Genomic DNA, 14,741 nt, shown 5'->3' with positions numbered 1-14,741 from the left:
TAGCGTAGGTAGCACGGCTGTCTAGAGATAAATCCGTGTCGATCGAGGGGCTAGCGCCCACACAGGTCAGGGGCGATCCCGACGCACTGCGGCAGCTCCTGCTGATCCTGCTCGACAACGCCCTGAAGTACACCGCAGCGGGCGGGCGGATCACGGTGGGGCTCGAGGCCGGCGGTGACGCGGCGGTGCTCAAGGTGGCGGACACGGGCATAGGCATACCCCCCGAGCACCTGCCGCACATCTTCGAGCGGTTCTACAGAGTGGACCCGGCGCGCAGCGGAGGTGGCAGCGGCCTCGGGCTAGCGATCGCCCGCTGGCTGGCGGAGGCGCACGGGGGAGGCATCCAGGTGGAGAGCGCTCCCGGGCGAGGCTCGACCTTCACGGTGCGCCTGCCGCGCGGCGCCGGGGAGCGCTCGGCGGAGCCTGAGCTGCCCAGCGCCACCCTGGGAGCTCGCCGGGGCGTGGCCATCGATCGCCCCTGAGGTAGGGCGAGCCACGGCAGCGCCCTCTCCCCGGCGTGGGGCGCCGACCACGGGATGCGCGGGTGGGTCGGCCTCCCATGAGCACGGAGGCCAACCCACGGGCGTATTGACGGGTAGGTTTCAGCTTCTCCTGCACAGGCCTCTGGAGGCGGCCACCGCTGCCGCCAACCCCGCGAGCGCGCCGCCGACCCTGAGCAATCCTCCCAGGGTGCTGGTCGTGCCCTCCTCATACAGCCTCTCGGGGAACGAGCTGTCCCTGGGAGTGGGCTGAGAGCGAAGCGCCAGGTCTATCACCTGTGCCAGGTGCATGGCCCGCCTGTGGGTCATCTGGGCTATCTGCTCCCGACAGCTGAAGCCATCGGCGATCACCACGGTCGAGGGCTCGGCGCTCCGTACGGCCGGCAGCAGCACCCGCTCCCCGGCACGGATCGATACCTCATAGTGTTCACCAGGCTCGAACCCGAAGGCGCCGGCCATGCCACAGCACCCCGACGGCAGCACCTCGAAGTCCAGTCCCAAACTCTCGAGCACCGCCCGCTCGTCGCCCATGCCCATGATCGCCTTGTGGTGACAGTGTCCGTGCACCAGGGCCTTGCGCTCCAGCGTGGGCATCTCCCAATCGGGAGCCTTCCGCTGGAGGAACTCGCTCAGCAGGTAAGTCTGCTGGCTTAGCCGCTGCGCGTCCTTATCCCTGGGGAAGAGGTTGACCAGCTCATCTCGGAAGACGGACGCGCAGCTGGGCTCGAGCACCACCACCGGCGTCCCTCGTTGGATCTCCTCCTCCAGCACCTGCAGTATCTGCCGCAGCTGCCTCTTGGCCAGGTCCAGCATGCCCCAGTCGTACAGGGGGCGCCCGCAGCAGAGCGACGCCCGCGGCACCTCCACCTCAAACCCGGCGGCTTCCAGCACGCGCACCGCCGCCCTGGCCGTCTCCGGCAGGAAGTAGTTGTTGAAGGTGTCAGCCCACAGTATGACCTTGCCCTTACGCCCCTTGCTCTCCGCATACCGTGAGAAGAACCAGTCCTTAAAGGTCTGAGGGGCGAACGCCGGTATACGCCTTTGGGGAGCTATTCCGGCCGCAAGCTTGGCCATACTCCGTAAGATGGGCGTCTGTGTGAGGAGGTTGGCCACCGAGGGGACATGCGAGGCCAGCCGAGCCCACCAGTAGATCAGGCCCATGGAGTAGGCGGCCCGCGGCCTCAGACGGCCCTCGTAGTAGTGCGACAGGAACTCCGCCTTGTAGGTTGCCATGTCCACGCTCACCGGGCAATCCGCCTTGCAGCCCTTGCATGCCAGGCACAGGTCCAGGGCCTCGCGCACGGCCTCGCTGCGCCAGCCCTCCGATAGGGGGTTACCCTGCAGCATCTCGAACAGCAGCCGAGCTCTCCCCCTGGTGGCGTGCATCTCCTCCCGGGTCACCATGTAGCTAGGGCACATGGTGTCGTCGTCGGGGTCCTGGCTGCCGTGACGCCGGCACTTGCCCACCCCCACGCACCGCAGCGCCGCCTTGGAGAAATCGCCGTCGTCGCTTATAAAGGCGAAGTGCGTCCGCACGGGCGGGGGGTCGTAGGTGGGCCCCAGCCGGAGGTTCTCGTCCAGCCTATAGGGGTTGACCACCTTGCCGGGGTTCATCTTGCCCTCCGGGTCCCACAGGGCCTTGAACTCCTGGAAGGCGCCCACGAGCTCCTTGCCGAACATCTTCTCGAGGAGCTCGCCCCTCGCCTGCCCGTCGCCGTGCTCCCCTGAGAGCGATCCTCCGTAGCCCACGACCAGGTCGGCGGCCTCGTAGATGAACTCCCGGAACTTCCTGACGCCATCGGCGGACTCCAGATCGAAGTCCGTGCTGGTGTGGAGGCATCCTTGTCCAAAGTGGCCGTACAGCGAGCCGTTGTAGCCGTACTTGTCCAGCAGCTTCCTGAAGTCCCGCAGGTAGTCCCCGAGCCTGTCCGGAGCCACCGCTGAGTCCTCCCATCCAGGCCACTCCATGCGCGTCGTGCCCGGGATGAACGTGGTGGCCCCCAGGCCCGCCTCGCGCACCAGCCACATCTGGCGCTCCTCCCGCGGGTCGTCGAACAGCTTCATGCTGGGGGGCCGGTCGAGCTTGCCGAGGGCCGACACCATCTCCCTGGCCCTGTCGTCCGCCTCGCGCTTGTCCCGCCCCCCGAACTCCACGAGCAGCCAGCCGTGGCCTTCGGGCAGCAGCTTGATGCTATCCGGGTGCAGGCCCTGCATCAGCGAGTAGTCGATGAGCTTCTCGTCCAGCCCCTCGAGGGCTATGGGCCCGTGCTCCATCACATCGGGCACGTGGTCGGCGGCAACGAACACGTCCTCGAAGCCGAGCACGACGAGGGTGCGCGCGGGTGGGCTGTCGACCAGCCGGAGCTTGGCCCTCAGGATGGTCACGCAGGTGCTCTCGCTGCCCACCAGTGCCTTAGCCACGTTGAAGCCGTTCTGGGGCAGCAGGTGGACCAGATTGTAGCCCGACACCCTGCGGGGGATATCGGGGAACTTCTCGCGGATCAGCTGGGCGTACTTGTCCCTCAGCGCCTTCAGCCCGGCGTAGATCTCCCCCCGCCTGCCCCCCTCGCGGATGATCTGCTCCAGCTCGGCCTCGCTGATGGGGCCGACCCACATGCGCAGGCCATCGTAGGTCAGGACCTCCAGCGCCTCCACGTTATCATCGGTCTTGCCGGCCATCACCGAGTGCACCCCGCAGGAGTTGTTGCCGAGCATCCCCCCTAGTGTGCAGTGATCGTGGGTGGCGGGGTCGGGGCCAAAGGTGAGGTGGTACCTCTCGGCCGCGTTGCGCAGCTCATCCAGGACTATGCCGGGCTCGACGACGGCGTACCTCTCATCCGGGTTCAGCTCCAGCAGCCGGTTGTAGTGCTTGGACATGTCCATGACCACCGCGACGTTGCAGCATTGTCCCGCCAGGCTGGTGCCTCCCCCCCTGGACAGGATGGGTACGCCGTACCGACGGCACGCGGCCACCGTCTCAACGACGTCCTCCGCCGTGCGGGGCAGGACCACCCCGATGGGCACCTGCCTGTAGTTGGAGGCGTCGGTAGCGTACAGCGCTCGGCTGCCCGCGTCGAACCGCACCTCGCCGCTGATGCGTGAGGCTATCTCATCGCTCAGGGACCTCATCTCCTCGAGTGACAGCGACATACACATTCTCCTTTCACACCTTGGTTCTATCCCGCCACCAGCCAATCGACCGCCCTCGGCAGCCCCTGGGAGAGCAGCTGGCAGCCCGTGGGTATGACCAGGACGTTATCGTTCAGGCGCAGCCCCCCTTGGCCATCGAGGTAGGCCGCCGGCTCAACGTTGTGGGTCATGCCGGGATGCAGCACATCTCCGGAGGCCGGGTGCAGGCGGGGCTGCGCCCCGTGGTTGATGGCCTGCAGGCCCACTCCGTGTCCCAGGCCATGCCGGAAAGCCTCTCCCAGGCCCGCATCGCGCATGACCTTGCGGGCCTCGGCATCCACCTTGCTCCCGCTTGCTCCCGGACGTATCTTGTACAGGGCCTCCCGTTGGGCCCGCATGCAGGCGCCGAGCACGACTTCCCACTGCCTGGATATCTCGCCCACGAAGAAGGTGCGCGTGAGCTCCGCCCAACACCCCCCAACGCACACCTCCATCTGCACCAGCACGGGATCGCCCCGCTGGAGCATGCGATCGGAGGTCGTGTTGTAGGCCCTGTAGGCCCGCGCGGAGCGCTCCCCCGACATCACGTGCACGTGGGCCGCTATATGCTTGTCCGGGTAGTCCCTGCGACCGGCGGCGATGATCGCCGCTGTGGACTGCGCCTCCACATCGGCCTCGGTGGCGTCGGGCACTATCGCGGAGCGCGCGGCGTCGAACCCCAAGATGGCCAGCGTCGTCGCCTGCCGCATGAGCCCCAGCTCAGCTTGCGTCCGGAAGGCCGCCAGCCTGTCGAGCAAGGGCGTGGCATCCACCAGCTCCGCCTCCGGGCGCAGCTGCCTCAGTAGGTCCACGGTCGCCTTCCCAGGGAATCCCACCTGGGTGTAGGGGGCGGTGATGGGATGTTGCCCCCCTTCGTAGCCTATCACGCACCTTGGACCCAGGGCCGCCGAGATCAGCAGCACTTGCAAGCACTCCCTCACCGCCTGCAGCGTGTCCTGGATCTGGGCCCCCGTCTCCTCGCTGAAGGTACGCACGTCGTCGGCGGCACCCGGCGGGACGAGGTCGCGCTCGTCCTCCGGCACGGCCAGCAGCACCTGCAGCCTGCCGCCGGGGTCAAGCCTCACCAGGCAGAAGGAGTTGCCCATCACCGGGAGGTAGCCGGTGAGCATGAAGACGTGCTCCGGCACCCGGCACAAGAGGGCATCGTACCTCAGGCGGGTCATCAGGTCCACCGCCCGGGCAAGCCGTTCGCTATCCATCGAGACCTCCTCACTCGGGCCAGATGAAGCGGCCCTGTTCGTCAAACCGGTAGGGCTGCGGCTCCCCCACCACCTCCACGCTCGCGAGCTGGTAAGCCTCGGGCAGCAGGGCCTCGGATATGAGCATCTCGTAGAGCCGGCTAGTATCCCTCACGTGGCACACCCTTGGGGCGTCGCACGGCATCACCGAGGCCAGTGCTAGCTCTATCGCCTCCCGGTCGCTCTCGGCGACTATGGGCGTGTAACCCTCCAGCGTGCTGCCGTCCTTGTTGGCGCCCGTCAGCAGGTTCATCCAGGTGTTGTGGGCGTCCATCTTCTCCACCAGGCGGCGGGGCACGAAGTCGTTCAGCCCGAGGCCTATGGCGTTGCCGAGGCTGGCGTCCGTGAGGTCCAGGCTCACTATCCGTCTGAAGTTGGGTACCCTGGGACCTCCCTCTATGCGCCAGAAGCCTATGACGTTGGGGTCAAGCCCCGAGCCGGCGACGTCCTTGCCCATCTGGCTGCACACCAGCAGGTCCAGCTCCTCGAACGGGATGCGCCCGAGGAGCGTCCGCACCAGCTTGAGCTGCCTCTGGTCACAGGCCTTGAACTCCGGAGGGGGCACCACCTCCACGTGAGCGGACTCGCGATAGGCGTTCTCGACTATGGACACCCCCGCGATGATGTTGGACCTGGAAAGGGTTACTTCCTGGACCGCCAGGACGCTCTCCCCCAGGCCATGATGGTGGGCCGAGAACGCGCCCGCCTGCTTCCCGAGACCTATCCCCACCATCTTCAGGAGCCCGCTGGCCACGCCGTCGCTCCTCTCGCCAGCCTTCAGGTTGGGATGCACCGTCGTCCGCCCCAGGACGATCACCGCATCCGCCTCATGGGCGCTGACGGCGTAGTGCGCCTGGTAGCCGTTGGGAGCCTCCCCCAGCACCACGGTTTCCATCCTCGGGTCTATGGGGGCGCCGGCGCTCGCCTCCGTTATCCCGAGGCGCCTGAGGATCTCCACCTGCCCCTCCGGAGTGGCCCCGCCATGGCTACCCATAGCGGGTATCAGGAAGGGCTCAGCACCCAGGGCTCGGAACTCCTCGACTATCGCCCGCACCGCTTCCAGCGTCCCCCCAGCCCCTCTCGAGCCCACGGTTATGCCCACCCGCATGCCGTCGTGCACGCGGTCCTGCAGGTGCAGCGCGCCCAGCTTGGCGCGCACCTCCGAGCCCAGGTCCTCGAGCCTGTTGGAGGGGAACAGCTGCCTCACCTTGACCAGCCTGGGTAAATGCCTGACCTTCGGAAGCTCCATCGCAGATCCCCCTATATGACCTCGCGCACCTTGTCCTTGATGATCGTCTTGATGATCTCCGCCCTGTCCTTCTCCCCCCGGAGCATGGACCGCGCGAAATGGACCGCCTGCTCCAGCGTGATGTTGCCGGGCATCGGGGGCTCGCTGGAGTCGACCACCGCCTGCACCAGGCAGGGCCCTGGCTCGGCCATGGCCCGCCGCAGCAGCTCGTCAGCGTCGCCGGGGTCCTCCAGGGTGTAGGCCGGCACGCCGACGGCGCGCGCGTACAGCTCGAAGTCAATGGGGTGCAGGTCGTTGCCGTACTCGGGATTGCCCTCCAGCACTATCTGCTCCCACTTGATCTGGCCGAGGGTGTTGTTCTTGATGATCACCACCTTGACGGGCAGGGAGTACTTGGCCACCGTCGCCAGGTCGCCCATGAGCATCGTGAAGCCCCCGTCTCCCACGATCGCCACCACCTGCCTATGGGGGAAGGCCGTGGCGGCCCCGATGGCATAGGGCAGGCCGTTGGCCATGGTGGCGAGCATGCCCGACGCCGAGAACTGCATGCTGCCCCGGGCGTCGATGTGGCGCGCCACCCAGGTGGTGACGGTGCCCGTGTCGGATATCACGATCGCATCGTCCGCAAGGTACTTGTTGAGGTGGTGGGTGACCACCTCGGGCTTCATGGGCTTGTCGGCGCGGGTACCACGCTCCTTCATCAGCCGCCTCCAGTCCTCCATGCCCTTCTGAGCCTTCCGCAGGAAGCTCTTGTCCTCCTTGGGCTGCACCATCGGCAAGAGCCGCCGAAGGATCTCGGAGGAGTCGCCGACCAACCCCACCTCCACCGGGTACCTGAGCCCTATGCGGGCGGGGTCGATATCGATCTGCACCGCCCTGGCCTGTCCCGGCTTGGGGTAGAACTCCATGTAGGGGAAGCTGGTCCCCACCAGCAGGAGGGTATCGCACTCACGCACGGCATCCACCGAGGGTGCCGTGCCCAGCAGCCCGATGCCCCCCGTGGTATAGGGGCTGTCGTCCGGGACCGACGTCTTGCCCAGGAGCGGCTTGATGATCACTCCGCCCACCTTCTCCGCCAGCTCCAACAGCTCCTGGCGGGCACCCACGCTCCCCCTGCCGGCGAAGATCGCCACCTTGGAGCCGCCGTTGATCACCTCCGCCGCCTCCCGCAGCTCCGCCTCGGAGGGCAGGGCGCGGGCGGCCGCGAACAGCTCGGCGCTGTGCTCCGGGATATTGGCGGTCGACCTGTGGGCATCGTCCGCCTCCCAGTCCTGGATGTCCTTGGGCACGGTGATATGAGCCACCGTGTGCTGCGCCAGCGCCGTCTTGACCGCCTCGTCCAGCACGTTGATGGCGTGCGTCGGCCCCATCACCCTCTCGTTGTACGCGGCCACATCCTGGAAGACCTTGTCTAGGTCCACGTCCTGCTGGTAGTGGGTGCCTATCAGGTCGTGGAAGGTGTGGCCGGTGATCGCCAGCACGGGCGCCCCATCCAGCTTGGCGTCGTAGAGGCCGTTGAGCAGGTGTATGCCGCCGGGCCCCGAGGTTGCCAAGCACACCCCCAGCCTGCCGGTGAACTTGGCGTACCCGCAGGCCGCAAACGCCGCGCTCTCCTCATGCCGTACCTGCACGAACTTGATGTCGTCCTGGCGCTTGCGCAGCGCCTCCATGAGGCCGTTGATGCCGTCTCCTGGCAGGCCGAACACGACCTGCACCCCCCACTGCACCAGCCTATCCACCAAGATATCCGCCGTGGTGTCCGCCATCGCTCACCCTCCCTTTCCCGCACGGCCTCGGCGTGGCCGTGGATCGAAATCTGCTAACGCTACACTGGCATGGTAACAGCTCGACGTGAACATCCTGGTGAACGTAGGTTACAGAACGTAACGGGCTGACTTATAATCTGGGCAAACTTCTCGGGGAGGGATGGAGGGTATGCCGAGACCGGCGGGAGCGAGAGACGAGACGCGCACGAGCACGTTCCTCAGGCGGGCGCTGCGCACGATCCGGTGGGTCACTCTGGGCGTGCTGCTGGCGCTGACCGTGACCAGCCCCATCCGTGGCCGGTTTGGGCTCTACAGCTGGGAGCTGGTGCTGATGTTCGGCGCGTACAACGCCTTGGTGGACCTGGCGCGGCCTCAGCTCGGGTACCCAGCCCTGGCCGTGCTCGACCTGGTGGCCAGCACGGCGGTGTACTACCTGGGGGCGCAGCCCGACGCCCTCCTATTCGACCTCTTCTTCCTGGCGGTGATCTGTGCGTCCACGGCGCTCACCCCTCGATGGAGCCTGGCCTACACCCTGGCCGTGGCCCTCACCGTGGCGGCCGTACACCCCACGCTGCCCCGATGGATGCCCAGCAACCTGGCGGTCAAGGAGCTCGCGGCCCGGATACTCATCATGGCGCTGGTGGGGGCCGGCGCCTCGGCCCTCACGCAGCGGTTGAGGCTCGAGGAGAGGGAGCTCCTGGAGGCCAGGGAGAGGGCCGAGCTCGAGCGGGTGCGCTCCGAGTTCCTCTCCTCCTTGTCGCACGACCTGCGGACCCCGCTGACCTCGGCCAGGGCGGGTATCGGGATGCTCCAGGCCAGCGCTCAGGACAGGTTGCGCGAGGACGAGACCGACCTCCTGGCCAGCTCCAAGCGCAGCCTGGACCGTCTGGAGCTGATGATAGACGACCTGCTCACCCTCAGCCAGATCGAGGCCGGCGTGCTGGAGGTGGAGCACAAGCCGCTCGACCTGAGGCAGGTGGTGGAGGATGCCACCAAGACCGTGGCCCCCTTGCTTGAGCAGAAGGGGCAGACACTCGAGCTGGACCTGCCCCACAGCATGCCGGTTCGAGGTGATCCCAGGCGGCTGGAGCAGGTCGTGCTCAACCTGCTGCACAACTCCAACCTGCACACCCCCAGGGGCACCAGGATCAGGGTCTCGGGTACGATGGGGGGAGAGGCGCAGCTCTGCGTGGAGGACAGCGGGCCGGGGATCCCAGCCCACGACTACTCGAGAGTCTTCGACCGCTTCTACTCACGGGGAGGACACGGGAGCGCTGGCCTGGGTCTTGCTACCTGTAAAGCCTTGGTGGAGCTCCACGGGGGCAAGGTGTGGGCGGGCCCCTCCTACCTCGGGGGAGCGCGGTTCTGTATCCAGCTACCTAGCGATGAAAGGAGAGGGACCCTAGATGCTGCCGAGAGTGCTCGTGGCTGAGGACGACCCCGAGATGGCCGAGGTCGTGACCTTCGGCATCAGGATGAGCTGGCCGGGGTGTGAGGTGAGCGTGGCGAGCTCGGGCGTGGAAGCCCTGGAGGCGTTCGAGCAGGGCCACCCGGACCTCGTGGTGCTGGACGTGTCCATGCCGCCGCCCGACGGCTTCGAGGTGTGCCGGCGCATCCGCGAAAGGTCCTCGGTGCCCATCCTCATGCTCAGCGTCCGAGGGGGCACACTGGATAAGGTGCGGGCGCTGGACCTCGGCGCCGACGACTACCTCACGAAGCCATTCGATCACCTGGAGCTGCTGGCTCGCCTCAGAGCCCTGCTACGGCGAGCTAGTGGGTCCTATCGGCAGGCGCAGCAGCTAGCGGGAGCGGACCTGCTCCTGGATCCCTGCAGCCGGCAGGTATACCTGAGGGGCAAGCCCCTGCACCTCACATCCACCGAGTACCGCCTCCTGGAGCTGCTGGTCAGGCACGCTGGGCAGGTACTGCCGCATGACCTCATCATGGAGCGCGTCTGGGGACCGACCTACGTAGGGGACCACCAACTGCTGAAGGTGTTCATCCGCCGCCTGCGACACAAATTAGGCGACGACCCCGAGCAACCAAGGTACATCCAGACCGAGTGGGGCATGGGGTACCGCTTCGTGGGGCAGAGCGCGGAACGTTCACCATTTGTAACCTAATTTTACCCCCGATTTCAGATCCCAGGACTAGACTGGAGATGGACACCAGCTAGGAGGCATATATGCAGGTGAGTTTGCGGGACAAGGTGGCGATCGTGACGGGGGCTTCCTCCGGCATCGGCAGGGCCATAGCCCTGGAGTTCGGCAGGTCGGGCGCCCGAGTGGTGGTGAACTACCACGGCCATCGCGAGGACGGCGAGGAGGTGGTGAGGCAGATAGCCGACGCCGGCGCCGAGGCGATAGCCGTGCAGGGGGATGTGTCGCAGCAGGCGGACGTGCGCGGGCTGGTCGAGGCCGCGGTCGACCGCTTCGGCAAGCTGGATATCATGGTCAACAACGCCGGGATAGAGCAGAGGATGCCCTTCCTGGAGACCCCTCTGGAGGTCTGGGAGAAGGTCATAGCGGTGAACCTGACGGGCACCTGGCTGGGGTGCCAGGAGGCCGCCCGCCAGATGGTGCGGCAGGGGGGTGGGGGGCGAATCATCAACATCTCGTCGGTGCACGAGGACCTGCCCATGCCCACCAACTCGCCGTACTGTGCCGCCAAGGGCGGGGTCCGCATGCTGGCGCGCACCCTCGCCGTGGAGCTCGCGCCCCACAAGATAACCGTGAACAACATCGCCCCCGGAGCGATCGAAACACCCATGAACTCCAACCTCAAAGAACACCCAGAGCTGTTGCAGCAGCTCCTGCATGAGATCCCACTTGGAAGGATCGGTAGACCAGAAGAAGTGGCCCAGCTGGCCCTGTACCTGGCATCCGAGGCTGCCTCTTACATCACTGGCAGCACCTACTTCATAGACGGCGGGATGATCCGCCACTCCGGCAGCCTGTAGGAGAGCGAGCCATGGCCATAGCCAGGGAGATGGGCCAGAGCGGCAGGATAGCCTTCTACCAGGTGCCGGACGACGAGCTGGCGGTGGGCAGCACGTTGGGCGGCCCGAAGGTCGCCACCATCATCAAGTCGACCGGCGCTATCGAGAAGGTGTACAGCATAGATGCCGGCCTGACGCTGCTGGGGACGCTTGTGCTGCGCCACTACGACGAGAGCACCACCATGCACCTGGCGCAGCAGCACAGCGGCACATTCCTCATACACCCGGAGCACCAGGAGCACATCTTCACCCTAGAGAGCCAGCTGGAGGTGCACGAGGACATCTTCGTGCTCAACACAGGGCCGCATGAGGACGACGCCGTCGACCCCCCGGCCGTCTACTACACCGTGCGGCTGCGCAACGCGGGCTACGAACCCCTGCGCGTCTCCACGTACGCCTTCGTCGACCTGCGGGGGGACACTGAGCACGACATCCAGGTGGAGTACGACCGCGACCTCCGGGCCCTCGTGGCCTGGAACGAGAGCTCGCCCCAGGATGTTAGGGTGATAGCCTGCTCGACTGAGCCCAAAAGCTTCGAGGCCACGCTCGACTTCGCCAAATCAGTGTCCAAGAGCTGGCCGGGCCAGCTGTCCAACGATACCAAGGCCATAGTAGATCCGCTTGGCGTGCTGCACCTGTCCCACGCCCTGGAGCCTGACGAACAGGCCAGCTTCTACTTCCTGATAACCTTCTCACACGGGGGCAAGAACGAGGCCAAGAAGGTGCTAAGGTCCTGCCCCGACGCCCACGAGGCCCTGGACAGGACTCGGAGGTACTACGCCGAGATCATGAGCAGGTCCACGGTGCTCACTCCGGATCCGGTGGTCAACTCGGGGGTGCTGTGGGCCAAAGCGGACATGCTGCGGGTGGAGACCAAAGCGCCCACCGGCTGGTGCTTCACCAACGACCCCACAAGGTCGAACAACAGCGTGGGGCGGGACACGGCGTGGTTCGGGTTCGGCGCGGACTACCTCACGCCGGAGTTCGCCCGCGAGGCCCTGAGGGCGTACATGCGCCTGCAGCAGCCCAGCGGCAAGATCATCGAGTACTACGACATACGCAACGGGCGCACCGAGGACTACGGCCTCAACATCAACGACAACACCCCCCTGCTGATACTCGCCCTGTGGCACCACTACAACGCCACCGGGGACAAGGACTTCCTGCGGGAGGTGTACCCGGCGGCGATCAAGGCGGCCCGCTACATCCTGTCGCAGAGGAACGAGCAGGGGTTGGTCTGGTGCAACGCCAAGGGCACGGGCAACTGGGGGATAGTGGGCTGGCGCAACGTGATCCCCTCGTACAGGCTCTCGGGAGCCACCACCGAGGTCAACTCCGAGTGCTACAGGGCGCTGGAGACCGTGTCCTACATGGCGCGAGAGCTCGAGAAGCACGAGGAGAGCAAGGAGTTCGCCCAGCACGCTGCGGAGCTGAAGGAGGCCATTAACCGGCACCTCTACAACCCGGAGAATGGCCTGTACTACCTGAATATAGATCTGGACGGCAGCCCCCGCAGCGACATCACCGCCGACCTGGTGTTCCCCGTCATGTTCGGGGTGGCGGACGACAACACGGCCGCCAACATCATCGCCAGGTTGAGCGGGCCCGAGTTCTGGACGGAGTCGGGGATCAGGACCGTGCCCAGGGACTCGGTGGACTATACCCCCAACGGCGGCTGGGGACTGCTCGGGGGAGTGTGGGTGGGGGTGTCCTTCTGGTACGCCTTCGCGGCCGCCCGCTACACTCCAGGCTTCATGGCCCACGCCCTCCACATCAGCTTCCGCTGCTACTCCAGCGATCCCCGCCACCGGAACACCGTGCCGGGGCAGTTCTCCGAGTGGCTGCACGGCGAGACCCTGGTCAACCAGGGCATGATGCTGTCGCCCTGGTTCCCGCCCCGCTACCTGTGGGCCGCGATAGAGGGGGTAGCCGGGCTGGACATCACGGGCTCCGTGCGGGTACAGCCCAAGATGCCACCCGACTGGAAGTGGCTGGCGGCGCAGAAGGTGCCCTATCGGGGGCACTACCTGACCTGGGTCGTCGTCAGGGCACCCGATATCCTGATGTACACCAACTTCCAGTTCCAGGAATCCACCCCGTACCTGGTGTACGAGCAGGACATCACCCCGCACGTGCGAGTCAGCAGCGACGCGGTGTGCCCGGTGGGGCTGAGGCAGGGAGACGATCTCCTGCTCTTTGCCGGCAACACCGCCCGAGAGACGGTCAACATAGGCATCCACGTGGAGCTGGAGCTGTCGGGGGAGTACAGGCTGCGGGCCTACAACAGCCTGTTCGGGCAGTGGCAGGACATGGGCCGCGTCCCAGCCCAAAAGCTCCAGCAGGGCATGCCCCTGCAGATAGAGCGCAAGGGCTTCGTGGTGCTGGACCTGAAGCAGGAGGTTTAGCTATGCCCAACGGAGAACCCCAAGTGGTGGTGCTCGGCGGGGGCTTCGCCGGCATGTCGGCTGCGCACGAGCTGGCCAGGCAGCTCCCCCGGGCCAGGATAACGCTCGTCAACCGGACCAACTTCGCCGTGTTCACGCCCCTGCTGACGGAGGTGGCGGTGGGCGAGATCGACCTGCGGCACGCGGCGGTCAACCTGCGATCTCTGTCGCGCCGCGTGAGCTTCCAGCAGGGGGAGGTGGAGGATGTCTCCCCGTCCGACAGGGTGGTGCGGGTCAGGGTCGGCTCAAGCGACGCTGGGCTGCCGGAGAAGCAGCTCGAGCTGCCGTACGACCACCTCGTCGTGGCGCTGGGGTCGGTCACCAACTTCCACCACGTGGCCAGCGCCGAGCAGCACTCCTTCGGGATGAAGACCCTGGAGGACGCCGCCAACCTGTACAACCACATCCTGGGCGCGTTCGAGCTGGCCAACGCGCTGAGCGACGACGGCGAGCACCAGCGATTGCTGACCTTCGTCACGGTGGGCGGAGGGCTCTCGGGGGTGGAGACCACGGCGGCGGTGAACGCCTTCGTCCGTCGCCTCGTGCTGCGCTACCCCAACCTCCATCCAGCGGACGTCAGGGTGGTGCTGGTGCACCATGGTAGCAGGCTGCTGGAAGAGCTCGGGGAGAGGCTGGCGGCCTACACGCACCAGGAGCTCGAGCGCTCTGGCGTGGAGGTGCTGCTTCGCACCGAGCTGTCCGAGGTGGCCGGGGACCACGTGACGCTCAAGGGAGGCAGGCAGATACGCACCAAGACGGTGGTCTGGACCGCCGGTGTAGCCCCTAACCCCATAGTCGACAGGATAGAGGCCCCCAAGGGAGCCCACGGCGGCCTCAAGGTGGATCCTTACCTCAGCGTGCCGGGACACCCAGGGCTGTGGGCGGTGGGAGACTGTGCCGAGGTGCCCAGGGTGGGCGGCGGCAGCTACGCGCCCACCGCGCAGAACGCCACCAGAGAGGGCAGAACGGTGGCCGCCAACATAGCCCTGGTCTCGCAGGGCAGGGCCCCGAGGCCCTTCAGGTACAGCCCGATAGGCGAGCTGGCCCTCGTGGGTCGCAGATCCGCCATAGCGGACCTCAAGGGCATCAAGCTCTCGGGGCTCCCCGCCTGGCTTCTCTGGCGAGGGGTCTACCTCGCAAAGATCCCGAGCGGCTCCCAGAGGCTGCGGGTGGCCGCCGATTGGCTGCTCGAGGTGCTCGCGGGGCGGGATATCAACGAGGCACCATCCATCCGCAGCACCTCGCCTTAGGTCCCCGCGGCGGGATATCCGCGGCAAGCGCTGCCGGCGCTGGCCAGCCCCAGCCTGCCCGAGGAGGCTGGGGCTGGTAGCCCGCTTGAGGGAGAAAGGGATCTCCC

At 66.6% G+C, this 14,741-nt stretch carries 10 protein-coding genes; 6 read left to right on the top strand and 4 right to left on the bottom strand.

Annotation, left to right across the window (positions count from 1 at the left end; all coding sequences use genetic code 11):
* Positions 1-35: 35 nt before the first annotated feature.
* The gene (locus tag TTER_RS14935; protein ID WP_049823060.1) at positions 36-482 is read left to right on the top strand and encodes a sensor histidine kinase; all 447 of its coding nucleotides are present in this window, start codon (positions 36-38) and stop codon (positions 480-482) included.
* Positions 483-602: 120 nt separating this feature from the next.
* Here the strand turns inward: TTER_RS14935 and TTER_RS10790 are convergent, their stop codons facing one another.
* The 4 genes from TTER_RS10790 to TTER_RS10775 are packed head-to-tail and all read right to left on the bottom strand — an operon-like array spanning position 603 to position 7,942.
* A complete protein-coding gene (locus TTER_RS10790; RefSeq protein WP_012876058.1) occupies positions 603-3,650 on the bottom strand; it encodes an FAD-binding and (Fe-S)-binding domain-containing protein in 3,048 nt (1,015 codons plus the stop codon).
* Between the two features lie 26 nt (positions 3,651-3,676).
* Complete coding sequence (locus TTER_RS10785) at positions 3,677-4,888, bottom strand: M24 family metallopeptidase (RefSeq protein WP_012876057.1); 1,212 nt, start codon at positions 4,886-4,888, stop codon at positions 3,677-3,679.
* 10 nt (positions 4,889-4,898) lie between these two features.
* A complete protein-coding gene (locus TTER_RS10780) occupies positions 4,899-6,176 on the bottom strand; it encodes a hypothetical protein (RefSeq protein ID WP_012876056.1) in 1,278 nt (425 codons plus the stop codon).
* Between the two features lie 11 nt (positions 6,177-6,187).
* Positions 6,188-7,942: a thiamine pyrophosphate-dependent enzyme gene (locus TTER_RS10775; RefSeq protein ID WP_012876055.1), complete on the bottom strand. Its 1,755-nt coding sequence runs from the start codon at positions 7,940-7,942 to the stop codon at positions 6,188-6,190.
* 169 nt (positions 7,943-8,111) lie between these two features.
* On the opposite strand from TTER_RS10775, the gene TTER_RS10770 reads away from it, so the two are divergent.
* From TTER_RS10770 to TTER_RS10750, 5 genes are all read left to right on the top strand, one after another.
* A complete protein-coding gene (locus TTER_RS10770; RefSeq protein ID WP_012876054.1) occupies positions 8,112-9,374 on the top strand; it encodes a sensor histidine kinase in 1,263 nt (420 codons plus the stop codon).
* Positions 9,349-10,065, top strand: coding sequence for a response regulator transcription factor (locus TTER_RS10765; protein WP_012876053.1), 717 nt, complete (start codon positions 9,349-9,351; stop codon positions 10,063-10,065). Before TTER_RS10770 ends, TTER_RS10765 begins: the two co-directional genes overlap by 26 nt.
* 62 nt (positions 10,066-10,127) lie before the next feature.
* Entirely contained in the window at positions 10,128-10,901 is a 774-nt protein-coding gene (locus tag TTER_RS10760; RefSeq protein ID WP_012876052.1) for an SDR family oxidoreductase, read from the top strand.
* Between the two features lie 11 nt (positions 10,902-10,912).
* Positions 10,913-13,345 carry an MGH1-like glycoside hydrolase domain-containing protein gene (locus TTER_RS10755; protein WP_012876051.1) on the top strand — a complete coding sequence of 811 codons (2,433 nt, stop codon included), beginning with the start codon at positions 10,913-10,915 and terminating at the stop codon, positions 13,343-13,345.
* 2 nt (positions 13,346-13,347) lie between these two features.
* The gene (locus TTER_RS10750) at positions 13,348-14,634 is read left to right on the top strand and encodes an NAD(P)/FAD-dependent oxidoreductase (protein WP_012876050.1); all 1,287 of its coding nucleotides are present in this window, start codon (positions 13,348-13,350) and stop codon (positions 14,632-14,634) included.
* The last annotated feature ends 107 nt before the right edge of the window (positions 14,635-14,741 follow it).

It is taken from the genome of Thermobaculum terrenum ATCC BAA-798 (assembly GCF_000025005.1).
Taxonomy (GTDB): Bacteria; Chloroflexota; Chloroflexia; order Thermobaculales; family Thermobaculaceae; genus Thermobaculum; species Thermobaculum terrenum.
This window is presented reverse-complemented; position numbering and strand designations above follow the sequence as displayed.

Excerpts from the sequence above, each read along its gene's own strand:
- TTER_RS10790 (WP_012876058.1), bottom strand. The coding sequence starts at position 3,650 with ATGTCGCTGTCACTCGAGGAGATGAGGTCCCTGAGCGATGAGATAGCC.
- TTER_RS10785 (WP_012876057.1), bottom strand. The coding sequence starts at position 4,888 with ATGGATAGCGAACGGCTTGCCCGGGCGGTGGACCTGATGACCCGCCTG.
- TTER_RS10780 (WP_012876056.1), bottom strand. The coding sequence starts at position 6,176 with ATGGAGCTTCCGAAGGTCAGGCATTTACCCAGGCTGGTCAAGGTGAGG.
- TTER_RS10775 (WP_012876055.1), bottom strand. The coding sequence starts at position 7,942 with ATGGCGGACACCACGGCGGATATCTTGGTGGATAGGCTGGTGCAGTGG.
- TTER_RS10770 (WP_012876054.1), top strand. The coding sequence starts at position 8,112 with ATGCCGAGACCGGCGGGAGCGAGAGACGAGACGCGCACGAGCACGTTC.
- TTER_RS10765 (WP_012876053.1), top strand. The coding sequence starts at position 9,349 with ATGCTGCCGAGAGTGCTCGTGGCTGAGGACGACCCCGAGATGGCCGAG.
- TTER_RS10760 (WP_012876052.1), top strand. The coding sequence starts at position 10,128 with ATGCAGGTGAGTTTGCGGGACAAGGTGGCGATCGTGACGGGGGCTTCC.
- TTER_RS10755 (WP_012876051.1), top strand. The coding sequence starts at position 10,913 with ATGGCCATAGCCAGGGAGATGGGCCAGAGCGGCAGGATAGCCTTCTAC.
- TTER_RS10750 (WP_012876050.1), top strand. The coding sequence starts at position 13,348 with ATGCCCAACGGAGAACCCCAAGTGGTGGTGCTCGGCGGGGGCTTCGCC.